The 25,300-nt window shown below is 65.4% G+C and carries 20 protein-coding genes and 2 pseudogenes; 9 read left to right on the top strand and 13 right to left on the bottom strand.

The features are described from left to right. Positions 1–435 precede the first annotated feature (435 nt). From ACZ3HL_RS42400 to ACZ3HL_RS42370, 7 genes are all read left to right on the top strand, one after another. Positions 436–903: a hypothetical protein gene (locus tag ACZ3HL_RS42400; protein WP_465537479.1), complete on the top strand. Its 468-nt coding sequence runs from the start codon at positions 436–438 to the stop codon at positions 901–903. Positions 904–1,025: 122 nt separating this feature from the next. Further along, positions 1,026–2,084 (top strand): DUF932 domain-containing protein, encoded by a 1,059-nt coding sequence (locus ACZ3HL_RS42395; protein ID WP_465537478.1) that lies wholly within the window; start codon positions 1,026–1,028, stop codon positions 2,082–2,084. Between the two features lie 133 nt (positions 2,085–2,217). Continuing rightward, on the top strand, positions 2,218–2,823 hold the full coding sequence (locus ACZ3HL_RS42390; protein WP_465537477.1) for a hypothetical protein: 606 nt from the start codon (positions 2,218–2,220) through the stop codon (positions 2,821–2,823). A 47-nt stretch (positions 2,824–2,870) separates the two neighbouring features. Next, positions 2,871–3,944, top strand: coding sequence for a DUF3560 domain-containing protein (locus ACZ3HL_RS42385; protein WP_465537475.1), 1,074 nt, complete (start codon positions 2,871–2,873; stop codon positions 3,942–3,944). A gap of 336 nt (positions 3,945–4,280) precedes the next feature. After that, entirely contained in the window at positions 4,281–4,556 is a 276-nt protein-coding gene (locus ACZ3HL_RS42380) for a hypothetical protein (RefSeq protein WP_465537474.1), read from the top strand. Positions 4,557–4,746: 190 nt separating this feature from the next. Then, the gene (locus tag ACZ3HL_RS42375) at positions 4,747–5,640 is read left to right on the top strand and encodes a hypothetical protein (protein WP_465537472.1); all 894 of its coding nucleotides are present in this window, start codon (positions 4,747–4,749) and stop codon (positions 5,638–5,640) included. Beyond that, positions 5,637–6,176: a restriction endonuclease gene (locus tag ACZ3HL_RS42370; RefSeq protein ID WP_465537471.1), complete on the top strand. Its 540-nt coding sequence runs from the start codon at positions 5,637–5,639 to the stop codon at positions 6,174–6,176. The genes ACZ3HL_RS42375 and ACZ3HL_RS42370 overlap by 4 nt, the downstream gene beginning before the upstream one ends. A gap of 891 nt (positions 6,177–7,067) precedes the next feature. On the opposite strand, the gene ACZ3HL_RS42365 is transcribed toward ACZ3HL_RS42370, so the two are convergent. The 4 genes and pseudogenes from ACZ3HL_RS42365 to ACZ3HL_RS42350 form a co-directional block, all read right to left on the bottom strand. Beyond that, on the bottom strand, positions 7,068–7,940 hold the full coding sequence (locus tag ACZ3HL_RS42365; protein ID WP_465537470.1) for a VldE C-terminal domain-containing protein: 873 nt from the start codon (positions 7,938–7,940) through the stop codon (positions 7,068–7,070). Positions 7,941–7,946: 6 nt separating this feature from the next. Continuing rightward, a complete protein-coding gene (locus ACZ3HL_RS42360; RefSeq protein WP_465537468.1) occupies positions 7,947–8,978 on the bottom strand; it encodes a replication-relaxation family protein in 1,032 nt (343 codons plus the stop codon). A gap of 71 nt (positions 8,979–9,049) precedes the next feature. Continuing rightward, complete coding sequence (locus tag ACZ3HL_RS42355) at positions 9,050–11,551, bottom strand: type IV secretory system conjugative DNA transfer family protein (protein WP_465537466.1); 2,502 nt, start codon at positions 11,549–11,551, stop codon at positions 9,050–9,052. 35 nt (positions 11,552–11,586) lie between these two features. Beyond that, positions 11,587–12,240: pseudogene (locus ACZ3HL_RS42350) on the bottom strand (GP88 family protein); the annotation flags it as partial. A 255-nt stretch (positions 12,241–12,495) separates the two neighbouring features. On the opposite strand from ACZ3HL_RS42350, the gene ACZ3HL_RS42345 reads away from it, so the two are divergent. Together ACZ3HL_RS42345 and ACZ3HL_RS42340 are read left to right on the top strand one after the other, a co-directional pair. Then, positions 12,496–13,434 (top strand): hypothetical protein, encoded by a 939-nt coding sequence (locus ACZ3HL_RS42345; RefSeq protein WP_465537517.1) that lies wholly within the window; start codon positions 12,496–12,498, stop codon positions 13,432–13,434. Between the two features lie 123 nt (positions 13,435–13,557). Then, entirely contained in the window at positions 13,558–14,475 is a 918-nt protein-coding gene (locus ACZ3HL_RS42340) for an FRG domain-containing protein (RefSeq protein ID WP_465537464.1), read from the top strand. 50 nt (positions 14,476–14,525) lie between these two features. On the opposite strand, the gene ACZ3HL_RS42335 is transcribed toward ACZ3HL_RS42340, so the two are convergent. From ACZ3HL_RS42335 to ACZ3HL_RS42295, 9 genes and pseudogenes are all read right to left on the bottom strand, one after another. Continuing rightward, positions 14,526–16,574, bottom strand: coding sequence for a hypothetical protein (locus tag ACZ3HL_RS42335; protein ID WP_465537515.1), 2,049 nt, complete (start codon positions 16,572–16,574; stop codon positions 14,526–14,528). After that, on the bottom strand, positions 16,571–16,912 hold the full coding sequence (locus ACZ3HL_RS42330) for a helix-turn-helix domain-containing protein (protein ID WP_465537463.1): 342 nt from the start codon (positions 16,910–16,912) through the stop codon (positions 16,571–16,573). The genes ACZ3HL_RS42335 and ACZ3HL_RS42330 overlap by 4 nt, the downstream gene beginning before the upstream one ends. A gap of 12 nt (positions 16,913–16,924) precedes the next feature. Beyond that, entirely contained in the window at positions 16,925–18,028 is a 1,104-nt protein-coding gene (locus ACZ3HL_RS42325) for a tyrosine-type recombinase/integrase (RefSeq protein ID WP_465537461.1), read from the bottom strand. Between the two features lie 163 nt (positions 18,029–18,191). Then, positions 18,192–18,383 (bottom strand): annotated as a pseudogene (locus ACZ3HL_RS42320) (GP88 family protein); the annotation flags it as partial. A 59-nt stretch (positions 18,384–18,442) separates the two neighbouring features. Next, entirely contained in the window at positions 18,443–20,338 is a 1,896-nt protein-coding gene (locus ACZ3HL_RS42315; protein WP_465537459.1) for a VirB4 family type IV secretion system protein, read from the bottom strand. Next, entirely contained in the window at positions 20,335–21,471 is a 1,137-nt protein-coding gene (locus ACZ3HL_RS42310) for a PrgI family protein (protein WP_465537457.1), read from the bottom strand. Before ACZ3HL_RS42310 ends, ACZ3HL_RS42315 begins: the two co-directional genes overlap by 4 nt. Next, complete coding sequence (locus tag ACZ3HL_RS42305; RefSeq protein ID WP_465537455.1) at positions 21,468–23,546, bottom strand: TrbL/VirB6 family protein; 2,079 nt, start codon at positions 23,544–23,546, stop codon at positions 21,468–21,470. Before ACZ3HL_RS42305 ends, ACZ3HL_RS42310 begins: the two co-directional genes overlap by 4 nt. 64 nt (positions 23,547–23,610) lie before the next feature. Beyond that, positions 23,611–23,937 (bottom strand): pilin, encoded by a 327-nt coding sequence (locus ACZ3HL_RS42300; protein ID WP_465537453.1) that lies wholly within the window; start codon positions 23,935–23,937, stop codon positions 23,611–23,613. Between the two features lie 59 nt (positions 23,938–23,996). Continuing rightward, positions 23,997–24,974 (bottom strand): hypothetical protein, encoded by a 978-nt coding sequence (locus ACZ3HL_RS42295; protein WP_465537450.1) that lies wholly within the window; start codon positions 24,972–24,974, stop codon positions 23,997–23,999. Positions 24,975–25,300: the final 326 nt, after the last annotated feature.

The raw sequence follows: 25,300 nt of genomic DNA, 5'->3' as shown, positions 1-25,300 counted from the left end.
TAAGGCACGTCTGGTGAATGGGCTGCGCGGACGACACGCGGTCAAAGTACGCTGAATGTGCAATAGCTGTGCTTGTGGCCCTGTCATGGCTGCTATTCGAAATGTTCGAGTATTTCGATGTGAACTCCTGGAAGGAAAGTGTCATGTCGTACAAAGGTGAACACGTGTACTCGCCTGAGCAATACGCCAAAGCAGTTGAACTTTGGCAAGAATTGTTGGAATGTCACCGGGTGAGCCTCTCCGAGGAACGGACAGGATATGCCTACCCGGTCCAGGCGGGAGGCCTGACTGCCGACGTGATCCACGCGTTGGTGTTGTCGGACGGAGCCGAAACGGATGACGACTACGCAATCACCGTGACCCTGGTTGACTACTCGGACTACGGCGGTACCGAACGTGACGCGGCAAACGTCCGCTACTTGACGGACACCCCTGGTGTTCAGACGTCCACAAACGGTCGGCACGGCTACGGCTCCGCGTGGGTGCAACTCGGGGAGCTCCCCCACGAACGGCGACGACATCGACACGGGTATCGAGTGGCTGGCCAGCCTGGTGCAAAATGCCCAGTCGATCGACGCCGGCGAAGTCGACGAAAGCACGTTGGAAGAATATGAACGAGAGTTGCAAGAGGTGGCATGGGACGCGTGGCTTGAGTCGGATACTCGATCTGAGCTGGCCGACTGGTTCGGTTGCGATGATCTTGACGACTTCGGCTACACGCATGACGAGATTCGAGACTTCTACTACTCGTTCAAGGGAAACGAATGGACGTGTGATTCGGCAACGTCCGCGACGAACCGCCAACACGAGAACGCCATAGAACACGTAGCCAAAACGATCCTGGCCGCCTGGCGCAAGCCGTTCGTAGACCCGGCTCAAACTGAGCTTTCCATCATCGTCTGACGATCGTTCAGTCCAATTTCTCCCTTTCGTGGGATGCCAAGTAGCTACCTGATAGCTGCCGTGGCAAGCGGCGAATAGTCCTTGTGCCCTTTCGGTGCCGCGCGTGATGATGCGCGGTCGCCGTGACCGCACAACGGTCTCCCGTAACAACTCCGAGTACGAAGGCGGGTTCCGTCATGTCCAAAGAAACCAGCGAATGGCTCAACAGCAACGTGCTGATCGGCTTCACCAGCAAGCGCGGGCACGCCTGGCACTACCGGGCCTCGGCACAGGGACACGAGCCGAACCATTACCCCGATGCCATCCCGGTAGTCGACGTTCAGCGCCGCCTGTTCCACTGGACCGCCGAACCGGAACCCGTGCTCGTCGCCGGCAAGTTCGGCCTTCGTCGCGTGCCCAACAAGCAGGCCATTACCGCATCGGACACAGGCGACGTCCTCGGAATCTTCGCCGACGGCTACACGGTGCATCAGTACCAGGAATGGTTGTTGGACAAGGTCGGAACGCTCCTTGACGACGGTCTGTCGATCGGCTCCGCCGGCCTGCTGCGTGACCGCCGACAGGCCTGGGTGAGTGTGGAAGTCCCCGAGAACATCACCACCCCGGAGGGTGTGGAGTTCCGGCCGAACCTGGTCGCGTGCACGAGCCACGACGGCAGCTTGGCCACCACCTACAAGCGGACCGTGACGAACGTGGTGTGCGACAACACCATGGCGGCCGGTCTCCGCGAATACGGCCAGCAGTTCAAGGTCAAGCATTCCAAGAACGGCAAGTTCCGCATCGTGGAGGCTCGCGACGCGCTAGCCATGGTTCACACCGTGGCCGAGGAATTCGCCGCCGAGGTCAAAGCCTTGTGTGAAACGACCGTGACCGACCAGGCATGGCGCGCGTTCCTGGACGCACACACCCCGCTGCCCGAGGACAAGGGCCGCGCCCGCACCACCGCGACAAACGAGCGGGCCGCGCTGAACCGCTTGTGGAACAGCGACGACCGGGTTAGCCCGTGGCGCGGGACCGCGTGGGGAGTGGTGCAGGCGATCAACACTTACACCCATCACGAAGCGATCGTGCGCAACGCTTCCCGGGCCGAACGGAACATGTCCCGTGCCGTGGACGGAAAGGCCGACGCGCTCGACCAGGACACCGTCTCGACGCTCGCCAAGGTGTTGGCCTCGGTCTGACAGGACCGTCGCCGCTTCGGTGCCCGCGCGGCAGTTGTCGCGCGGGTGCCGTGGCCACGGGACGGCCCTTGTTTCGCGCTTGAACCGACCATTGGCGCGGCCAACCCGACGCAGGAAGAAAAGAAAGACAGTCATGGACATGCAGGCATTCGCGGCAAAGATGGCGGACTCGCTCGTCGGGCGGTGGACGGTCGAATCGGGCTACCACGGTCAGCGAGACCGCTACCTCATCGGCCCAGACGGCGAACAGGTGCATCTGTGCTACTCCGATTCGGAGAAGACGCCACGGATAAGACTGTCCGCCGATCTTCCGGCCGTGCTGGCCGCTGTTCGGCATCTGCGCGGGAACCCGGTGCCATCGCACGAGATCACGGTCTCACCGACCAAGACACCGGAGACCGTCGCTGCGGAGGCCGCTCGGCGGCTGCTTCCCGCCTACCGGATGACGCTCGCGGAATCCCGGGAGCTGAAACAGCGGCTCGAGGATCAAGCAGCCGCGCGGGACCGGCTCGCGCGCGCCATCTCCGACCCGCTCGGCGCGACCGTCCAGCATCCCCGGCCCGCCGCGATCGGCTGTGACCCACAGGACGCGATCGTGCGCTATGCCAGCCCGCTGGCCGGTACCGCGACGGTGCCGCGCCACGGCGGACGCCTCGCTTTCGCCTTCTCCGTCGCCCCGGACCGCGCCGCCCAAGTCGCTGCGTACCTGGCCGCCTTCCCGGAAGCGGACCGGCCGTAGCGCAAAGCCAGAAGCAGAGGCACCGTCACTGAAGGAGGCAGTTCGCCATGTCCCTGGGTACCCTGACGATCCATCACGACTACGAGTCCGGCACCACCGTCGAGGGCATCACCCGAAACAGCCCCGCACACCTGGCGCTCAAGGCCCACCCGTCGTGGACCTGGTCCCGCCACGCCACGGCCTGGCTCTTGCGGTCCTCCCGCCACCGTCCGCCCAAGCCGTACGCCCTCGACGAGATCACACGCGTTCTCACCGAATCGGGCTACACCGTCGAACGCGATATCGACGACACCATGCCCAGCGTCGAGCAGCAGGAAACGGACCGCGAGGACCGGATGAACGGCCGCGTCCACCGACTCACAGAACGTGCCGGACGGCAAAAGGCCAAGGCCACACGCGCCAAAGCCGACGCCGTGTTCGACAGTATCCCCATGGGCCAGCCCATGCTGGTCGACCACCACAGCTACAAGGCCGACCGCAACCGACGCGAACGGGCCTGGAACAACCTCGGCAAGTCCATCGAACAAGGCGCCCACGCGGACGAACTGGCGCGCCGAGCCGAGACCGCATCGCACCACATGGGCGCCCGGAACAACCCGGTCACCGTCGGGAACCGGATCGAGCAGCTGGAGGCCGACCGGCGGTGGCGTCAACGCGAGGTCGACGGCGAGCCAGGATGGCTCGCCGAGACTGACGAACACGGCCAGACGCGCCAGCGATGGGGCATCCGCCACCCCAGCGACGAGCGCGCGGACCGCCTACAGCGCGGGATCGCCGCCCTCACCGAGCAGATCGACTACTGGAAGAATGTCTGCAACCGGCTCCAGGCCGACGGCAAAGCCCCTGCGCTGGGCCCAGACGTCGTAGCCAAAGGCGACTGGGTGCTTTCCAGCGGCATGTGGATGCGGGTACGGCGTGTCAACAAGAAGTCGGTGACCGTGCCGAACCCTGTCTTCCCGCCGCCGAGGCCCGGAGAGAAGGAGAACACCTGGACCGTCGCCTGGCACAAGCTCCGCGGTCACCGCACTACCGAGCAGATGCCGCCCAAGTTCGTCGAAGCGTACGAGGCGCCGGGTACCGACCGGATCAGCCGCACCCCTCGCCCCACCGATGTGCTGTGAAGGCCTCCGGGTAACAGACAGGCTCCTTTGGATCGAAGCATCGTCAGCACGCGTGGACCGCCACCTCGCAAGCTCGCTCGGCAAGAGCTGCGATCAATTGCCTGCTCAGCACGGTCCGGCCTTCAACTGCACCGAAGAGATGATCGTCGTCGGTGCCTCGTGTATCCACGGCCTCAGAAGGTGGACAGCGGGTGGCCGGGGTTGCGTGACCAAGGAGATCCCCGCGGGTACGAAGCTCCCGCGGCCCCGTCCTCAGGATGTCTCGCTAGGGTGTCTAGGTCGACACGGTTGGATGCATAAGTTCGACTGGCCCGGACCATGCGAGAGAGGTCGCAGATGGACCAAGAGGAGCACATCGCGCAACTGCGCGTCCGCCGACATCGGGTGGAGGTGATCGAGACTGCATTAGAGAGCATCCGAGAAGTCGAAGGCTCGCTGCACGAAATGAAAGAGCTTCTGGCCAAGCAGCTGAAAGTCGAACGGTCTGAACGGCTCTCCGACATCCAGGAGGCGGACAAGGCCGGCGTACCGAAGACCAGGATCTCCCGTGAGGTCGGCCTCAGCCGCGCGAATCTCTACAACCACCTCAAAGGTGCTTCAGCTGACGGCTAGGGACCCCACTAGCCCGGCCGGGGGCCGCGGTGCTCCGACGAACTTGTCGCGGACCTCGTCCTGCCGGCTCCCGTCCGGCTTCCCACAAGACTGATCGCGGGGACGGCGCTACTGAAGAACCTGATCCGGGCAAGGTGCAGCCACGTCTCCTGCGAACACGTCCGCAGGAGTGAGAGCCTATGCTCTTGCAGTGCGTTGCTACCTGGTGGTCGAGTATCAATCCGACTTGTCAGCCCTTCACCGGGCACTGCAAGAGCTTGAGGTCGAGGTCGTTACTCCTGATCGGGCGTTCCCGGCGTCGCCCTCGGGCTCAGCTGGCTACTGGCTACCTGACGTCGACTTCATCCTGGCGGTCTTTCCGGAACGCTCCCACTGGGAGACACCCTCGGCACTTCTTCTCGACATCGGTGTCGCGATCGGCCGAGGTACTCCCGTGTTGCTCATCGCCGAACCGTCACGAAGGGTCGACGCTTCGCTTGCGCCTCTGCCGCTGGCACCGATCTCGCTTCGTAACCAAGTAGCGCTCACCGATCGACTCACGCGGTTCATGCGTTCGCTTGGCAGCAGCAACGGGCGAATAGGGGAGGACGCACCAATAGTCGATCACCGATTATTGGACGAAGTCAGCCGAGATCTCGAAGCGCTGCGCGTCGAGCCGCTCATGGTAGCTGAAATCGCGCACCGGTTTGAGGAGATTGCGCTTCGCTTGCTGCGAGCTGCTGGAGCTGAAGTGGAGGAAGGGGGGCGGCGAGACGACGGTTACGACGCAGCCGGGTGGGTCCCTGGCACGGAGACCCTCTTCCCTGACCCACTCTTGTTCGAGTTCAAGCTGCTACGAGAGACTCATGTCCGGAGAGCGACCCTTGCCCAGCTGGGTGCTTACGTCGCTCAGCATGGTGCTGGCTTTGGCGTCCTGATCTGCTTCGCGACTGGTTCGGCGGCGATCAAATGGCCCGATGGCTCGTCGCCGATGGTCCTCGCATTCGAGATCACGGATCTTGTACGGCAACTACGCACCCAGACTTTGGCCGCCGTGCTGCGTAATAGAAGGAACGCCATCGTGCACGGTGGACCCATCGGATGAGCTCGCTATATACAGCGCGGGTCGAGGCGTATCTCCGGCGAGCAGACGGTGGGGCCACCCATCGCAGGCGGGGACGCAATTACGAAAACCTCCTCGACTACCTGATGTCGTCGATCCCGGGATGCGAGGTTGCGCGGAACGCGCTAAACCATTACGGCACGGAAGAAGCTGATCTGTCAGTCAGCAACATGCGCCTGCCAGAAGGACTGCCTCTTCTGCCTGAATACTTCCTCGTCGAGTGCAAGAACTGGTCAGCACCCGTTGACAGTACGACCCTCGGGTACTTCGTCAACGTAGTAGCCGACCGAGGCTGCAAGCTGGGCGTCCTCGCGGCAGCTAATGGGATCACTGGCCACGCGGAGCATCGCAGTCGCTCCTACGCCATCGGGGCGAGCGCTCTCGTCAGGGGCATCCGGATTTTGGTGATCACGACTGACGACCTCCGAGCGCTCACTGGTCCTGCCGATCTTGTGAAGCTTCTGCACAAGCGAAACAACCAGTTGACAGCGAACTCGACCATCTACCTTGGGGCCTAGCCGGGCACGTCGGCTGGATATTAGAACCGTATGCATCTCCTTCAGCTAAGCGGGCTGGTCTGCAGTGCGCACGAGTTCCTATCGCCGGTGTGCCCTACGTCCTGCTCGGACCTGGTTGGACAACCTGGTGCGACGCAGGGTGGAAGGTTGGTGGTCACGCTTCTGGGTCGACACTTCTGCCGATGGGTGGAGGATGCAACCGAACAGCAGTGACCTGATGCTGTGTTTTGCCGACGAGTTCATGGACGGTCGATCAGGCGGTAGTCGGCAGTCCGGCGCTGCTTCCGGATTTCGGTGCCCCATGCTGCCGTCCTGGGCGGTTCGGTTACGTCATCGGTGTGGTCCTCCGTCCTGGCTCCGAGCCGGGGTGGTTCCGCCTTCAAACTCATCCGTGATGCGCAGCTTCATGGCTCGGTGGTGGACGTCGAGGATCTGAACTTCGCTTGCGAGTGCGTCGGTGAAGGCTCTCACCGCAGACTCTATGCGTGCCGCATAATTATTGGCACGCAAGTAAGTCTTGCCGGACAAGGGTGTCTCATGACGTTCGGCGATAGTTACTGCAATCTCCACGCGGATTTGTCTTAAGCCGTTGGGGCGACGATGGGATCTAGTCCTCCAGGTGTGAATATTCATTAATTAATCCTTCCTCGATAAATACCCCCATGGGGTATGCTGGACTGCAGAGTACGTGCTCCTACGCTTGTCGTCAAGCGTGTGGGCGTGCCCCGGGGATGGCATTCGGTCGCAGGACGGCCAGCGTGTTCGATGAGGGCGTGACGCGACAATTGTCAATACACCGAGACGTGAATGTGGTCGTAGTGGCAGCCGGTGAGGTTGTCGGGGTTGGGGCAGCCGTACGCGTTGGATCGGTAGGTGTCCCATGTTGGTTTCTCAGCTGACCAGTACTTGCCCCTGCCAGATGAGGTAGTGGATGCCCAGGTCCGTCTGGTGGGCGATGAGCCAGTTCGCGATTTGCGATCCTACGGCTACTGATGGCTGGCTCCGGGGGTTGAACATGATGTCGCAGGCGCGGCCTTGTGGATGGTCGGAGTTCTGGTTGGCTGGTCGGTGTGCGAAGCAGCCAAGCCCGTTTCCGGTCATTCCGTTGGTGCGCAGTGTTTGCACGAGTTGCAGGGTGCGTGGAGTGATTCGTCCGCCGCTGGTGGGATCGGGCATGGTGGCTTGCTCGGGCGGCCACTTGGTGCGTAGCCGGCCCGGCGTGCCGGTTGTGCATGTGGCGCCGTGAACGGCGGCTACGATCTGCCGGGCTGTCTCTTCGAAGTGGGCGTATCGGTCCGGGAATCCTGAGCGTTGTACTAACTGGGCGGCTTCGGCGACAGGAATGCTTTGCCAGTTCGGTATTGCCAGGAGATGGCGGTAGAACTGTTCGCTGCTGTAGCTGGGGTCCATGATCCGATCCGGGGTTCCCCAGCCCATGGACGGGCGTTGTTGGAACAGGCCGAGACTGTCGCGGTCGCCGTAGTCGAGGTTCCTCAGCCGCGACTCGGTGAGCGCGGTCGTGATGGCGACGACCCAGCCGTGTTCGGGGACGTGCGTACGGCCCCCGACGGCGACGATCGTTGCTGCATGGGTCATTTCCTGAGGTCCGTATCCCGCCGTCGCGAGAGTGGTGCCTGTCGGAGCGCAGTTCAGGCCACTGCCTGTGGAGCCGAACACGGTCTGCACGACGGCGATCGCGCCGCCGCCGATGAGGAGAATGAGCACCAGGACCAATGTCACGCTCGTGCCGACGATCTTGCCCATGCCCGCTCACCTTCGTCGACCGCTGCTGTCGGGTGGCGGTATGGGGGACGGGGGCGCGAGTTCCGGCCGCGGGATCGCGGACGTTTGGCTCGCCTGGTGCGGGGCCGTCGGTGCCGGTGCGCGGAGACTGGGCCAGAGCGTTGGCAGGTTGGCCAGGGCTACCCGGCTGGTGGTGCCGAGCTCGTCGACTCGTCGCCAGCGGGGCGCGGCCATGTCGAGTGGATCGGCGCTGGCTTCGCCGCTGGTCGTCGCCACCGGCACACGAGCGGGCCGGTGAAGCCCCCTGAGCGCCTCGGCCAGCGCCGTGCGTGCGTTGGACTCACGCGCGGCACTGGGCACCCACACCAGCACCGGAGTGGTGATCCCCGTGGTGTCGGCCAGGCGTTCATAGCGAGCCAGCTTGGCCGCCAGTCGGGAGAGTTGCTCGGTGCCGAAGTCGAACTCGACGAACCATTCGACTTCTCGGTTGCCCTTGCGCCAGCGGCCGTAGCCGTCCGGAGTGATGATGTCGCCCCAGTGCCGGCCGCAGCGGGCAGCGGACCACCACGTGGTGAGCATGCCGGTGGCCCCAGGCTCACGTCCTCGGCGGATCAGAGCGGTGAAAAGGCCGTTGCAGCCCACCGTGTGGGCCAACTGCAAGGAGAAGGCGCGCCCGATCTCGCGCTCACGGCTGTAGCCCAGTTCCTTGGGGTCGACGCCGGCTTCGCGGGCGAGGGCGACAGCCCCGGCAGTGTCGAGGACGTAGTACATCGGGTGCGAGCCGCGGTCGCGGTGCGGCTGGAACCGGTGCACCACTCCCCATTGGTAGAGGTTGCGCAGACGCAGGTTCGCGGCACGCCTGCCGGTGAAGGCGATGTCGATGATCTGGGTGCTGGTGAGAACGTGGTGTTCGAACAACATCCGACACAGCCACCGATCGCGGTCGGTGAGATGCCGGGCCAGCCAGGCGTGGTGCTCGACGGAGTTGAGCACGCGCGCCACGGGACGTTCCGGCCGGTGCGAGCGCAGCTGTCGCTGAGAAGTGGGATTGCTGACCATCGGGACGTGCACCTCCAAACCCGCGCAGCGCGCGGAAACGATCTGCGGCAACGGAAAAAGCGGGCGGTGTGTCAGGCCGCTCGTCGGGGATCGAACGCCACGGGCCGGACGTTCTCGACAGGTGACGGCATACTCCGGGGCTCGGTATTCACCCGTGCGAGCCGACGGATCTCCTTGGCGCGCCCCGGAATTGCAGGTATGAGCTTCTCGGTGAGTGCGGTGAACGGGGGGACTTCCTCGCTATCGAGCACCAGTCGAGCGGCGATGTGGAACCGGCCGAGGTTGGCGAGGTCGTGTTCGGAGAGCCGGGGAGCGGTGTGCCGGGCCAGGTGACGCGCGTCTTCGGGTGACGCCGAGAAAATGATCTTCGAGCGGGCGTTAGTGCTGATGCCTTCTTCCAGTTCGGGCGAGAGCTGGCGCAGATATTGGTGCGCGAGCGTCATCGACATCCGATAGCCGCGTGCCTCGGCGAGCATGTCCTCCATCGGGTATGCCAAATTCAAGAAATTGTGGCACTCGTCGATGTAGAGCGAGGCATCGCGGCGGTCGCGTTGCGGAATCCGGGCACGCCGGGTCGCGGCCTGCCATGTCCGGGCCACGATGATCGAGCCGATCAGCCGGGCGGTATCCAACCCGAGCGCGTCCTTGCTCAGGCGTACCAGGCAGATGCCGCCGTCGAGCACTTCGTCCATATCCACGGTGGACCCGCCGCCGGCGAGAGAAGCGCGTACGAACGGGCGCAGCAACAGGCCGCGGAGCTTGTTCATCAAGGGCGCGACGACTTGTGCCCGGCTTGCGTCGGACAGGTCGTCGTACCAGGTCCAGAACCCGGTCAGGACGTCGTCGGAGATCTGTTCGAGCGCGCGATGCCGGAAGGCGGGCACGGTGAGCAGCTTCGGCAGGTCGGTCAGAGTGGGCGTGCCTGGCAGTTCGCGGAGGGTGAGCAGGCCCGAGCGAAGGATGTCCTCGGTGCGTGGACCCCAGCTGGAGATGTACACGCGGGAGAAAATCGAGACCAGGTTGTCCACGGTGCGAGCGGTATCGTCCCCCTCGAGAGGGTTGAGCACCGGTGGGCGGGAGCGGCTGTCGGCATCGAAGAGCACGACCTTCGTCCCCAGCCGGGAAGGCAACCTCATCAGCGTGTCGGCTACCAGGTCGCCCTTGGGGTCGATGACGACCAGTCCTCGGCCGGCGTCGGCGTCGTCGAGGATCATCCGCGCCATCAGCTCACTTTTGCCCGAACCGGTAGCTCCCAGGATGTGTACATGGTGGCGGGCGTCGGCAACGCGCAGGCCCACCGGTCGGGAGTGGCCGGAGTCGGTGATCCCGATCGGCTTGACCCCGGGGCCTTCGGTGGCGATCCCTGGTGGTGGCGGGACCGCTTTCGCTCCGGCGCGCTGCAGACCGGGCACGGCCTCGTCCGTGGGGACGTGTGCCAGCGCGGCCAGCTCGGCGATCGAGAGTAGGTCGCCTGACGTGAAACGCCGTTCGGCCAGCGCCTGGATCGGGTGCGGGAACCGGACCCGACGGTAATAGTTGTGCTCGCTGTAGGCCGCGAACGCCGAGGCGATCGCATGTCCGCGCCCGCGTAAGTGTTCCCGCACCGGAGCCCGCTCCGTGCGGGTCGTGTGCTTGTCGACCAAGGTGGCCACCGCGTACCGGACCCGGGTTTCGTACTGCGAACCGCGCTGCTTGGCCACGATGACACGGTCTTGTGCGGAGTTCTCCAGGACTGTCTGGCGATCGGTTACCGGCTTCGTCGCGCTAGTGCGGGGTTTACTTCCCCCTGCATGCGGGGTGATCAGGTCCAGAAGACGCCCGGCCAGCTTCGTGGAGCTTCCGGTGCGGACGTGGCGGGCGGCTCGGCGGGCCTTGCGGACACGGGAGCCGGTGACCGGGCGTCCGAGGATCTGCACGACGGCACGTTCATGGGCAGCCAGCCCTACCGGCGCCCCGAGCAGTGCACGGACCGGGTCGGCGGGGAATTCGGAGCGGATCGGTAGTGCCTCGCTGCGAGCTAGGCGCATTTCCCCGCCGATGACCTCGACGGCTTTTCCCGCGGGCGTGGATTCCGGGATCGGTGGTTTGGCCGGAGTGGTCCGGGTGTGGGCGCCGGGCCAGGCCGCTTCGATCGCGCGTTCGGCCATGCCAGGCGGCACGATCCCGGGCAGCCATACTCGGACGGCGACTCCGGCGTGGGAGAAGACGTATTCCCATACGATGTGCGGCTGGCCGTGGATCCGGCGTTTCCAGCCGGGACGCAAGAGTCCGACCAGGTTGGAGAACAGCGCCTCGGCGCCGCCCGGGTCCACGGTGGGCGGGGCGAACACCGTGACCAGCCTGGCTCCGGCGGCCATCTGGTCATGGCGTCGTCGCATCCACCATCGGCGCCCGAGGATGGCGCCGGTCCAGGCCAGTGCGAGCGCGGGACCGGCGACCGGCCCCCACGACACGGCGACGTCTCGCACCGCGGCGAGCAGGGCGTGCATCGCGCCTCCGGGATCGCGGAGGTAGTCCTGCAAGGGAGAGGTAAACGCCTCCGCGTAGGCAGCCACGGATTGAGGAGAAGACATCAGAACTCCGTTCTGCACTGGGGGAAATCAGGCGTTCAGGCTGCGTGGCGATCGACGTCCGCCGGGCGCGGAAGGCTTTGCGGCGACGGGACCGCCGGGCTCGTGCCGGGTACGAGCCGGAGGTGTCGGCGTCGTTTGCGGGCATGGTCGGCGTCGATTTCGGCTTGCCATTCCGACAGTCGCCGCCCGTCCATCCGTTTGAGGAAGTGCGGGATGTTGTTCGCGGGTACCCCGACGAGCCGCGGGCCGAGTACGGCCAGTAGGTCTGATGCTTCCTGCGAGGACCATCCGGCCGCGGTGATGGCGTCGGTGTCGGGGAAGACGTCGGCGACCCGGTCGCGACTGGGGTCGATGTGGGCGTCTTCCTTGCCGCCGAAGCTGTAGACCCACAGGAAGTTGCTGGGCGGATCCGGCTCGATCAGCCGCTTGAATCGGAGGACTTCCTTGGTATAGGCGTAGAACGTGACGTCCGGGCAGGCGCGCATTACGCGGCACCATCCCAGGGTGTAGGGGTCGTCGAAGAAGTCTCCGGCGTCGTGGACGCGGATGAACTTCCCGGTGAACCGTGACGCTGAGAGTTCACGGATCATGGCCGATTCCCAGCCGGGAAGGTCGTCGAGGACGAAGGCGAGATTGGTTTGGTGGCGGGCTTTCACGGCTGGGAAGCGGTAGGTTCCGTTGTACTGGTAACCCCGGGTATCAGAACTTGCGGAATGGGTCCATGAGTCTCGTGTGGTGCATGCCCCCTCGCGACCATGCAGGCGATTCGGCCAATCCGCACCACAGCCGGTGAGACGGTGGTATCGGAGATCGTCTGAGGTCGAAGGTTCGCGATAGTCCAGAACATGACCCTGTCGACGAGGGGTACGCTGAGGCGCAACCAGCGCTGCTAGGCATGACCTATCTATGGACGGCTCGAAGTGGTAGATGATCAGGTTAACCCCGTGGCGAATGAGTCCTCGGGCGGTCGCCTTGAGGCGTTGCAGACTTTCTCTGCGCGACTCGGCAGCGCGGTTCAGATCAACCCGCTGACTTGGGGCGAATCGAACCCGGACCTGCGGGCTCTTATGATCAACAACTGCGTGCGCAGGCAGCGAGACGCGCTTGAAGGGGCGATTGCGCTCGGGCAGGCCGGGCAAGGGCATCTCACAGTTGGCTTCGTTCGAGCATTCCTTGAAGAACGAATGTGGGCTACGTTCCTTGCCGCTATGGCGCGTAGTGAGGCGGACACCCTGCTGCTGGCAATGGGCCAATGGGATGCCGTACGGGCGTTGATCGCGCAGCGGAACTACGTCGGCGACGTGGAGATGACCGTCCACCTTTGGTATCCACCAGGTTTTGTCGACGCGCGCGCAGCGACACTGCCCGATATCAAGTCTGAGTTGCAGCGGCTTCGTGGCAAGTGGGGATGGCAAGGGACGCTCCCTTCTGCAGGATGGGTTGCGGAGCGGGTATCTCTAAGTGACGAATACGAATACCTGCATTCTGCAACAAGTCGTGCGTTACACTTTTCGGCTGGGGAAGCAATGCGTAGAGGATGGGGAACGTCAGGCGGCGTACTCATCACTGATAAGCCGGAATTTCGTGCACATCTAGCGGAATTCGCCTACGACCAACTGTGGCGGCAGTGTCTAGGGACGCTCATCGGGGCAATCGACCTCCTTGAGGATGCGGCGATTAGTGTGACGGCTGACTTTTGGACGGATGAGAATCAGCGGAAGTTAACGTCGGAACTGCAAGGTTTGGGGCGCGTCCCACTCGTTCATGCGTATGAATGGAATCTGACGCCGCCGCCAGCGGGGACACGCCTAGCATGGGCTGCTGTCATGCTCGCGAAATCGACGGATACTGGACACAAGCCAGATGGTGCAAGTGGCCAGTAGGCCGCTACGGATCTGACGCACTCGGTCTGCGTTGGTGATGTGCAGACTACTTCACCGCTGCCGCCCGACGAGTGCGCCGGCGCGGAACATGCTTCAAGCTTCGAAGGGCCGTAGGGTTGGCGCATGAAGCCTCCTTCGTTCGACAGCTGGCTCTCCCATGGGTGGGGCATTCAGGTAGACACGCCGCATGAGCTGTTCAGGATCATCAGCCATATCGCCCTGTTTGCGCAGGACCGGACGTATGCCTGGAGAGGCCAGAACGATGCGTCTTGGGACCTCAGTGCGTCGCTGTTCCGAGAGATTCGGAGCGAAGGTGGCGAGGTTACGGAGGAACGGGTCCGCGCTCGTGAGCTTGAAATCCTAGAGGAAGCGCGTCGTTGGGGGCTCGGCCGTGACCTTGGGTCGTCGGCGACTGACCTGCACATGCTTGCCGTCTTGCAGCACCATGGTGTTCCGACTCGCCTGTTGGATGTGACTGCGAACCCGATGACGGCGCTCTGGTTCGCGACTGAGGAGCACAGGCCGAACGAGTCTGGCGGTGCCCGCCGAAGTCCGGGTGTGCTGTTCGCGATCGACGTCACCAAAACCGCATGGTATGAAACCTTCCAACATGGCGAGCAGGGTCAGACATGGGAGCATATGTCGAATCCTCTCGGCGCCCTCTATAGTCAGGCGTTGAAGAAATCTACCGCTGGGCGACAGATGTTTAGAGCGTTTCCAGCGCTCCCTGATGAACGAATGAAAGCGCAGGAGGGCTTCTTCATTGGCAGTGCTGTACCGAAGCGTCATAAGGTACCCGGCGTCTTGGGAGTAAATCCCATTGGACAAGCCCCTGGTGCCGAGAAGCTGAGCAAGCTACTTTCTGCAGAAAAGGGCCCTGGACGCCCAGCTAGCCTTCCTTTCTGTGCAATTGTAATCCCCGCTGCCGTCAAGGATAAGCTCAGAGACCCGCTCAAGCGTACATATAACCGACGTCGGCGCGTGTTGTTCCCTGATGTTGACGGATTTCGTGAGGCGCTTATCCGCGGGCAGCTCGACTAGGGTTGCTTAACGTCTGTTTGTTGCTGTCGGTTGTTTGTTAAGGGCAGGTGTTAGAGGTTGTGAAATTGGCTGCGGCGGGTGAGTTCAGCTGCGTAGCTGGGGCGGGTGTTGCCGGCGTCGTGTGCCCATCGCGTGGCACGGTCGATGCTGATCCCGAGTATTCTCGCGATCACGGCGGCCGGCATCTCGGCAGCCATTTCCATGAGCGCGGTGTTGCGGCCCAGAGTCGGCGAGATGCCTAGGGTGCGTAGGCGTGTGAGCAGGTCGCGTGGAGCGAGTGGTTGGCCGAGGCGTGGTGCTGGATAGAGCCATCCTTCCTGATTTGACTTCGTTGCGGTTTGCATTTCGTCAAGTAGTTGCAGGACAAGGTTTCCGACGATCGGGGGCAAGGAGATCGGCGTGGAGGCGAGCGAGAGTTCGACTGTGTCGGGAGTGATGGTCACGTGTTTGGTGGTGAGCTGGGTGATGCGTGCGGCTCGCTGTGCGTAGAGCAGGACGAGGAGTCCAGCGACGCGGTCGGAGATCGTGATGGTGTCGTCGTTGAGGAGTCGTCGGACGAGGGTCCATCGCTCGTCGTGTTCGGTGAAGACTTCGCGGGTGGGTTCGTTCTTGAATCGAGGGATATCGATTCCGCTGGCGTGGCCTCGTTTCACGGCCCAGGTAACGAAGCTGCGTGATCGGGAGAAGGGGTCGTTGGGGAGCCAGTCGTCGATGTCGGCTTGGGTGCAGGTATCCAGGGGCATTCCTCGGTCGAGCAGCCAGTTCAGCAGGTTCGCGGCGGTAGTGAGGGAGTTGACGGCGTAGACGACCTGGTCCTGGGTCAGGCGTTGGTGGTCGGCGGTCGCGCGCAAGCGCCGGAGGTGGTGCCAGGTGGCGAAGCTCCGGAGGATCTTGCGGCTTGTCGGATCCTTAACGCGGGTGACACGGCGTTCGGCGGAGCGTTCCAGGCTGGCCAGTCGTTCGTCGCGTGCGGGCAGTACCCCTGCGTCGACCAGGATCGCGCGTAGATGCGCCGCCGCCGCGGCGGGCGCCAGTTCGTCCAGTTGCGTGTGGGTCAAAGAGCCGGAGGCGGCGGCGACATCGGCGAGCATTTTCTGTGTGCGACGGCGGGCCGTCCAGTTAAGTCCGGTCGCCGGGTCGGCAGCGGACAGGGCCACGGCGACCGGCTCGATCTCTGGGCGGACGGTGCCGCTGGGGCCGGTGAGAAGTCTACGGATTTCCGTCGGCCAGGCGCAGGCAACGCAGATTCCGAGGCGGTGCTGGGATCCGATAGCACCGCAGCGACTGCAGGCGAGCTGGGTTGCGGGGTCGTGCTTGTGGCAGGTCTGGCACAGGCCGTTGCTGCGAAGTGGCCGAACGCGGCGGCATCCCGCGCAGGTGCCTTGTGATCCGCATTCTTTGCACAGTGGCTTGCCGTCAGGGGTACGGCGGTTGACCACGCGGCTGTGTCCGCACTCCGAGCAGGGTTCGGCGCGTAGCTTGTCGGCGCAGTTCTTGCATCGCGGGGTCGCGGTGTCGGCTTGAAAGCACGGCTTGATGCGCCCGCACGATGAGCAAGTGGTGGTCGGCGGCTGGGAACAGTTCTTGCAGAGCACCGTCTCGCCGTCGCGACGGGCGGGGAGGGCGAGTCGGCCGCAGCCGCTGCATCTCTCGTGGAGCGACGGTTCGACGCGGGCGCACTTGCTGCACAGCGACTCGCCGCCGTCAGTGCGCCGGGCCATGGTGGTGACCTGTGCGCAACGGGCGCAAGGCTTGGCGTGAGCCTGCTTCCAGCAGCTCTTGCAGCAGCGCAGCCCGTCTCGGCCGTGGCTAAGGCGAACTACGCGGTCGCAGAACGGGCAGGCCGGGGCGACGATGCCTACGACGCCGCGCGAGCGCAGTTCAGCTATGAGCGCGACGATGGTCGCCGAGCCCTGCGCTCCGTTGCCGGTGAGCAGGTCCGGCCGGTCGGCCAACTGGTCGGCTGCCTTGCTGCGGTTTCGTTGATAGGGAACCATTTCGCAGATGAGTGCAGCGAGGTCGTCCTGGTCGGCAGTGGGGTCGATCCTGGCGATGATTGCGGCGATGACATGCTCGGGCTCGGCTGTCGTGTGCGTCATGAATCGGTGATCCTCGCTCGCTTGGGCCGCAGACCTCCGAGGCCGCTGTGCGGTCCGTCGCCGGGCTCGGCATTGTCTCCGACGGCTTTGGCGCGGCGTGCGGCAGCGACGGTCGGCACGATCAGTTCGTCCATCCGGCAGTCGAGAATGTCCATCAGCGCGACCAGAACCTTCAGGCTCAACCTTTCGGGCTTTTCGGTGACCAGCCGCCAGATCTGCGTGGGGGACAATGTGATGCCGCGTTCTGCCAGGTGTGGCCGGACGTCGGTGGTGCTGAACATGCCGCGGGCGGCCATGATCTCCCGCAGGTTCCAGGTGTAGTCGAGCTTGGCGGTCACGCCGCTCCTCCTTCAGTCGGTGGTCAGTCCGCGGTCCAGGTGCCGGCGCAGCATCGTGTTCATGAAGTCCCCGGAGACTCCGGTGTAGATCGCCGTCGTGCTGGCGAACCGGTGCCCGACCTGTTCCTGGACGAACTTCGGGTCGGCGCCGTCCTCGATCAGATGCGTGACGTGGCTGTGCCGCAACGAATGCGGCACTAGATCCGAGTCCATTCCCAACGCGTCGCGGTAGAGTGCGAAACGCTCTTCGATCTCGCGGGGCCGCAGCCGCCCGCCGCGCTCGGTCACCCACATCGCCGGATGATCCGGCAGGCGAAACCGCGGCCGGACGTGGACCAGGTAGTCCTCGACGGCGTCCACGGCCCACGGCATGGTGGAGGCGACCAACCGCCGCTTCGGTGGAGATCCTCGGGATCGCTTGCCCCAGCGCACGTTGAGCATCCCGAACTTGCCCAGTTCCGGAGCCTTCGGATTGCGGTACCAGTCGGCCCGTTCCAGCTTGCTGGCCTCGGTGACGCGCAGTCCCCATCCATAAAGGACTTTCAGGACTGTGGCGTCGCGGTACGCGGTCAACGCGCCCTTGCGGCCGAGGCGCACCGCCCGCTCGACCTGGTCGTCGGCGTAGTCGAACAACGCCTGGCATTCCTCGCGGGTCAACGGGCGTCGGCCCGGCCCTCCCTCGTAGTCCACCAGGTGGGCGACGGTGTTCCACTCGTGGACGATTTGCACCGGGTGCGTGCCGAAGCGCGCTTCGCACTGGTCGGCCCAGTCGTAGTGGGGCGAGGTGATGTAGTCGCAGAACATGCGGATCACGCCCTGGTAGTTGCGCAGCGTCGACTCCGCCAGCGCTTGCTCCATCACCAGTTCTGCCGTCCACTCGTCCATGTGCACTGCGGTCCAGTGCCATGGGTACTCGTTGGTGTACTCGAAAGACCGGCGAACGACGCTCTTGCGACTGTCGACGGTTTCCTGTCGCAACTGTCGTCCGCCGCGTTGCTGCTTCTCCCAGCCAGCCAGCATCGCGTCCAGCACTGCGTCCTCGGGACGCAGCAGCAGAACCCCGCCAGCCAGCTCCGATCGCGCCGAGCCGGGCGGCGGTTCGCCCCGACTGTCCACAGTGGCCTCCTTCCGTTTCTCGGAAGAATCTTGCATCAGATGAAAGGGTGATGGCAAGTGTGCAGGTGGAGGCGTTGACTCGGTGATGTAGTAGGTTGACGGCCAGGTGCTGACGCCGCAGCTCGGATGTCGCAGGGGGCTTTCGTTCGATGCAATTCCGCGCAGAGCGGGCGTAGCAGATTTGCGCGCATGCCGAGGCGGCGGGACAGGTCACCTGTGTTCGTCCGTCGGGCAGCCGGGCCGCGAGCGCGGGCAGTGTCCAGTTCCAGACGCCGATGGCGCGCATCGCCCGGTTCTGCGTCAGCAGCCGTGCGGGCCGGCTGGAGCTAGCGGGTTTCGTGGTCGGTAAAGACATACGGCACCTCACACAAGGCAGGCAGAGCAAGAAAGAGAGCGGCTAAGGGCGGCTTAGCGTCAGGCGGCGAGGTCGACGTGAGGGGCGGTTTCCTCGTCGAACGCTGGCTCGGTATCGAGGTCGACGAACGCGCTGTCGTCGATCTCGCCGCCGGGCTCTGCGTACGCGGCGAGCTCGGCCGGGTCGGTGGTGATAAGCGCGTTCTCTTGGGGCGAGGCGAGGCCTTGGAACGCGACTCGCTGTGTCCCGGTGCTGAGCAAGCCTTGTCCCTTGTCCGCGGAGACGAGGAACTGTTTCTCCCCGTCGGACAGGTTGAACGTCGCCACGATCTCGTCGATCGCTTGGGTGGCTTGGCGGAGAAGTATCTGTGTAGCGGCGTTGGCGATGATCGCCTTGCCCAGCTCGGTGCCGAGGACGTCGCCGACATCCTGTGTGGCGATTGTCAGGCCTGCCCAGTGTTTCCGGGCTGCTTTGGCCATGCGGTGTAGGAACCGCGCCCCGGCGGGGTCCTGCATGAGGAGCCACGCTTCCTCGACGGTGATCAGCCGCGGTCGCCGGATGGCGGGGTTGGAGACCCGCCGCCAGATCGTGTCCAAGGTGAGCAGGGTCCCGATCGCGCGCAGTTCGTCGGGCAGGTCGCGGAGGCTGAAGACGGTCAGGTGGCCTTCGGGCCTGGTGGTGGTGTGTCCGGCGAACATCGCCGCGGAGGCGCCGTCGACGAACGGATGCAGCCGGGACGCGAGGTCGGCCGCGACCGGGTCATCGGTGCCGGTCAGGGTCGCGGACAGGTCGGCCAGCAATGGTGCCTGTCGACCCCAGGTTCGGGGATCGCTGGTGATCCCGGCATTCTTGTAGGTGGCGAGGAACGCGCGGTCGAGCACGGCCCGCTGGTGCGCGGACAGTTCCATGCCGAGCAGGACACCGATCACGGTGTGCAGGAACAGGATCCGTCGGGTCAGTGCGTCCTTAGGCGCGGTGCGGCGCCCGTCCGGGCGAGTCGCGATCGGCAGGTCGAAGGGGTTGATACGGACCGCGGGATCGCCGAGGCGAATGTAGGTGCCGCCGATGGCCTCGCACAGCCGGCGGTACTCGTCTTCCGGGTCGATGATCGCGACTTCGATTCCCCGGTAGAGCGAGCGGAGCGCTTCGAGTTTGACCACGTAGCTTTTCCCAGCGCCGGATCGGCCGAGGACGACGCTGTTGTAGTTGTCCGCGGCGAACCTGTTCCAGTGCACCAGGCCCTGGCTGCCGATGTTGAACCCATACAGCACACCGTCCGGTGCGGCGACGCTGGTCGGGTCGGCGGGCGGAAGGTCCGGTGAGGTGAACGGGAACGCGGCGGCCAGCGCGCTGGTGTCGAAGGTGCGGCGCATGCCGATGAGGTCCAGTGCGAGCGGCAGGGTCGATACCCAGCCTTGCAGCGACCGGTAGGTGGTGGGCTGGGCGTTCATCAGCAGCGACGCCGCAAGCGACCGGACGGCGGCGACGTGCTCGGCGAGATCGTCTTCGCTGGTGGCGTGGACGGTCAGATACAGGCCGAACCGGTAGAGCTTTCCCTCGCCGCGGGCGACGCGGGCGGACAGGTCGTAGGCGTCTTCCGTGGCGGCCTCGACCATGGGGTCCAGCAGTCGCCCCTTCTCGTTGCTGTGCCGTCGACCGGATTCCAGTTTGGACAGCTGGCGCTTGAGCCGGTTGGCGGCGGTGACCGGGTCGATTGGCTCGATGTGCAGCGAGACGTCGACCCGTCCGGGATAGGACAGCAGCGGCTGAAGCCATCCCGCGTGTACTTCGCGCGGGTAGCCGGTGATTGCGAACGACGCGACCCATTCGCCGCCGATCTCCAGATGCCGCGGTGAGACCGAGAGGGAGTCCGGGGTGAACGCACTGGCTCCGCCCGCCGGTGTTGCCGCGGTGCGCCGGGCGCGTCCTCGAGTGTGGCTGGGTTTTCTGCTCATAGGTCGTCGCCCTCCCAGTCGTCCAGTGCTGTCGCCTCCGGCGCCGCACGGCGTGCGGGCCCCCTGTGGGTCCTTTGTGCTCGTAGGGATGGTTCGTCATCGGGATCGGCGGCGGTGGTGATCACCTCGTCCGCGCCGGCGAGCCCGGCCGACGGCGGGATCAGGGTGTCGGGATTGCAGGCGGTGGCGAGGACGGCGGTGGCCTGCCCGGCGTCCAGCGGGGTGATCGTGATCCCGGCGGGGGAGAGCAGCTCGATGGCTTCGCCCAGGCGGCGCACGAGCCGGGTTTCCGCGGACCGCAGCGCGCTCTCGGTGATCGTGTCGTTCCGGTTGGCGTGGCGGCGTGCGCGCAGGAGCGCGAGCGGTGGCGCGCCGCCGAGCCCGTCGGTCGGACCGGCCGCGCGTACCGGTTCGCGCAGGACGATCAGCACTTGACGGCGCAGCAGATCGGTCGAGCGGCAGAGTTGGTCGAGATAGGTCGCGTGCTCTCGCGCGGCCGTTTCGAGCCTCGGATGCGGCAGGCGGGGAGCGGCCTCGCGCAAGTCGTTGATCTGGTGGCTCAGGTCGAGCCGCTCGGCGCGGACGAGGATTTGCACGGGCGCGGAGATCGAGTGCAGGTACCGGCCGAACGACGCGACCAGCGCTTCCTGTTCGCCGGGGGTGCGGAGCGCGAAGTTCACGGTGCTGGCGACCGCGACCACGGCTACGCCGTCGGACCCGAGGTCGATGACACCGGCTTCGGTGACCCCTTCCGCGGGCAGTCGCAGCGCGGCCGGTGACACCTGCGAACCGTCCGCCGCGACCTGACTGGTCAGCCATTCGGGCGCGGGACGGACACCTTCGGGCGCGGCTACCCGATGCCGTGGCTGCATGCGCTGCCGGATGGCCGCGAGTACGAGCCGGTCGAGGCTCATACCGTCGCGCTGACCCAGGGCCAGCACTGCGGCCGCGACCCCGATCGGGACGGCGATGATCAGGTACACCAGCAGCGGTACCGTGCCGCGCGCCAGCGTCCACCCGCCGTACAGGACGATCCCGGTCACCACGAGGATCGCCAGCTGCCGCGCGGTGAGATTGACGAGTACACGGTCCTCCCGATCCACATCGGACGGTATGCGCACAGGTTGGGTCATGGCTTCTTGCCTCCACGGGACGAGGGCTTCGGCGCGGGTGCTGGGCGTGGTGGAGCCGGCGCCCGGAACGCGACCGGGGGAGCGGCCGGAGTGCGCGGACGGGCGTCCGCGGGGCGAGCCTCGGGATGCGGGGTCCGGAACACCGGTGCCGACGGCGTCGCGGTCGCGGGAGTGACCGGCCGGGACACATGGCCCGGTTCCGGTGCGGCGGGCTTAAACCGCAAGTGCGGCGGGACCGCCGCGACACCGACCGGCTGCGTGGGCGCCTGCCCGTTCCCGTGGCGGTGTGACGGGTTCGCCGTCTGGAATCGCGGGTTCGCCACGTGCCGCCGACCACGGCGGGACGGCGGGATGGGAACGGCGGGCCGGGGCGCCGAACTGAACTTCGGCTTGGGCGGCGGTCCCGACGGTGCGGGGCTGACCGCGGGGTCGTGCGTCGTGACTTGCGGGCCCGGTTGCAGGAACTTCGGTTCTTGCGAGGGGACGCGGGGGTGCTGGGCGGCGCGCAGCCGCTCGGCGTCGTAGTGCTGTTGCATGCGCTTGTTCACCGCTTCGGGAGTCGGGGCCAGCCGCGGTTGCGGCGGCCAGGGCGGGTCGGCGACACGGGCACGCCCATCCCCGCCGCGGCCGCGGGGTGTCGTGGCGATGCCAGCTGCGTGGGAGGCGCCTAACCCGCCGGAACGTCCGGCGATGGCGCCGAAGGTTTTCGCGGCGATCACGGCTTTGACCAAGCCGCCGAGAAACGAGCGGCCGCCCCCGCCGAGCTTCGTGGCGGAGAGGAACCAGGACGGGATCTTGATCAGGATGTAGAGCAGTCCGAGGACGGCGAAGAGCATCATCAGACCGCCGCCGACGGAGCTGAACAGCTTCGTGCTGCCGTTGAGGAAGGTGTTGACCGCGACGATCAGCGTGAGCGATTGGACGACCTGGATACCGAGGGTGGCGGCGAGTGCCTGCCAGCCCCAGCGGGCGATGCCGTCGGTATGGGGAAGGGCGTGGCAGGCGACCCACAGCGGGGCGGACACGGTCAGGAGCAGCGTGATGATCACCCGCACCACGTAGACCAGCAGCAGCGCGATGACCGCGATGACCAGGACGACGTTCAGCAGGATGACGAACAGCCCGCCGGAGGCCATCGCGGAGTAGGTGCCGTTGATCGACTGGGTGAGGTTGTCGCCGAGCTTGGGCGGATCCGCCCCGCCGGACAACACCGCGGTCGACAACGCGTTCGCGAGTCGGATCGCCTTGTCGATGACGAACAGCGACAGCATCGAGGCGATGAAGGAGATGACGAGACGGGGCGCGATCTCCTTGATCGAATAGCGGCTCTGGACCGACTCGTGCGACATCACGATGATCCCGCCGATCATGATCAGCCCGCTGTAGCAGGCCAGTACGATCAGCCAGGAGTTGTTCCACAGGTTCGTCACTCCGGGCAGCGAATCCAGCGTCGGCGTGCTGAACGCGGTGTCGCCCAGCAGCTTCAGCAGAGGGTCGAGCGCGGACTTGACCAGCTCGCGGAACACCGCGTTGATGGCCTTGTTGATACAGCCTTCGATGTCGGTGATCCCGCAGTCCGGGTCGTCACCGCCGACACCCGGCCCGACCGGCCCCGGAGGCGTTGACGGCGGCGGGGAGCTGGGTTGCGGGATGCACCCTTCACCGACGCAGGGACTGGTGGCCGGAGCCGTGTTTGGTTCGCCGGGTACGCAGCCGATCTGGCCGGGGAAACAGCTCTCCGGCGCCGGCAGCTCGGTGATCGGCGGCAGCGGAGTCGCAGGAACCGACGGCCGTGGCGACCCAGTTGGGAAGTTGCAGATCGGGTCCGGCGCACACGTCTCACCCGGTGCGACCGTCGGGAGAGGCAGGGGAAGCTCGGGCTGCGGTTGCGCCGCCGCGGCCTGCGACACGGTAGAGGGCGGCGAAGACTCCGGCTCCGCCCACGCCCCGACCGCGAGAAGACAGCCGAGGACCACGACCAGGCCGAGCGGAAGCAACCGCAGGAGGCGACGCCGTGGACGACCGGTCCCGCCCGAGGTGTATGGGCTGAGCAGGATGCGCCCGCGAATCGTCACACGCGTGTCGGTCTCGCTGCGATCGGATGTGAGCGCGGGGTCGGGACGGGGCGGGGCCATGACCTCAGGCCCCGACAATCCCGCGAAGGATCTCCACGGCGAGCGGTGCCAGCGCCGCCAACCCGTAGCCCCACGCAGCGTTGCGGAAAGCCGACTTCGCCTTCTCCGTTTCACCCGGGTCGCCACCGGCCAGCAAGTACCGAACACCGCCGACGGTCAGGAACACTGTCGCCAGGCCCGCCAAGATCCCGATCAACCAGTTGCGGATGTTGGTGAAGACCTGATCGATGGTGGTCGCGAGCGCGACGACGTGTGTGGCGGCCTGCGCTGGATCCACGGTTGCGCCACACAGCAGGAGCGCGCTCACTGTCACGAGCGCGCTGCGGATCATCGGCTGCGCCACCGGCCGCGTGCGCGGACGTGGTGTGTGGTGGAAGGGTGGCGGGGGTGTCATGCGCATCGGCGCACCTCCGAAGTCGGCTCGTGTTCGGCGGTACGCGGAGAGCCGGGTGTGGTCTCCCCGCGCCCCAAGAGGCCGGATTTCGGGTCGTTTTTCGACACCGAGCGTGAAGATTTCTTCTGGCCCGGCTGCCTGCCGTTGCGCAGACGTCCGCTCACAGCGCGTGATGCCTGTGCTGGGGCCTCGACCGGAACACCGCCGACATCGGAGGCCAATGCGGTCAGCGCCGCGTCCGCGACCGGGTCCTCGGAGTTGGGGGCCGTCACCTGATCGCGCAGCCACGCGACGAGTCGGTCCTCGGCCCGGTCGCGGGCCTTGAACGCGGTCTTGAGCGCGGTCCCGCAGCGCTGTGCCCACTCGGTCATCGAGTCTTCGCCGAGCCGCGTCGCCGAGATCAGCTCCGCTTCGGCGGGGGTGAGAATCCCTTCACCGACTGCCCGCGCGAGCACCAAGTCCGGGTGCCCGTAGGGCGGCCGCGGCGCGGTGGAGCGATAGCCCGAGCCAGCGGGCAGCGGAGCGTCGAGAGACTCTTCCAATGCCGCCTGCCCGGCGCGGCGGGCCGCGAAATGCAGCCGGACCGCGATGCCCGGATCGGTCAGATCCACTGTCGTAAGCGCCTGGATGAACCCGGCGAGAACTGCCGCGTGCACGTCCGCGCGATCACCGCGATACCGTGCCGCCAGCCAACGTGCACTCGAGGCGAGGGACGGCAAGGCCATCCCCACGCACGCCACCGTCCACGCGCCACCTTGGGCGCGCGACTGCAGCACCAGATGCGCCCAGACGTCGTCGCGGGTGCGGGGCGGGCACTGCTTGCTCATCACCCGGTCCCGCAATTCGTCCAACGGCACCGGCCGCCGCGGCAACCCGGCGAACTTCGCGCCGTGCAACGCCATCGGTTCCGGCCCGGTCACCAGCCAACCGAAGGCATCGCGTGCCGTGTCCAAGGGCAACCACTCTCTTGTCATCGCCTGCTCCTGTCCGGTTAGTGGAATTGCCCCGTCAGGAAGCCGGAGTGGCGACAAGAAAAGAACAAGAAAAGCTACTAAAGGATCGCTACTGAAATGATTCAGTGCGGCGAGTTTGCGTGCTGGCGGAGCACTGCCTTCTTGATGTCTACAAGGCCATTTAAGTGCTTCTTAGTTCGATCTTAGTCACACTTCTGGTCGGATAAGAAAAACAACTTCTAGCCGGGCAGATCTGAGAAACCTGAAGCTGGATTGATTGATTGGTCCAGCTGAATGTTATCGACGGGTTTTTGAAGAAGTGTCGATTTCGGTGTCGAAAAACGGGC

This window comes from Amycolatopsis sp. NPDC000009, from assembly GCF_055563465.1.
The sequence above is the reverse complement of the archived record's forward strand: the minus strand, read 5'-3'. Positions and strand labels throughout refer to the sequence as shown.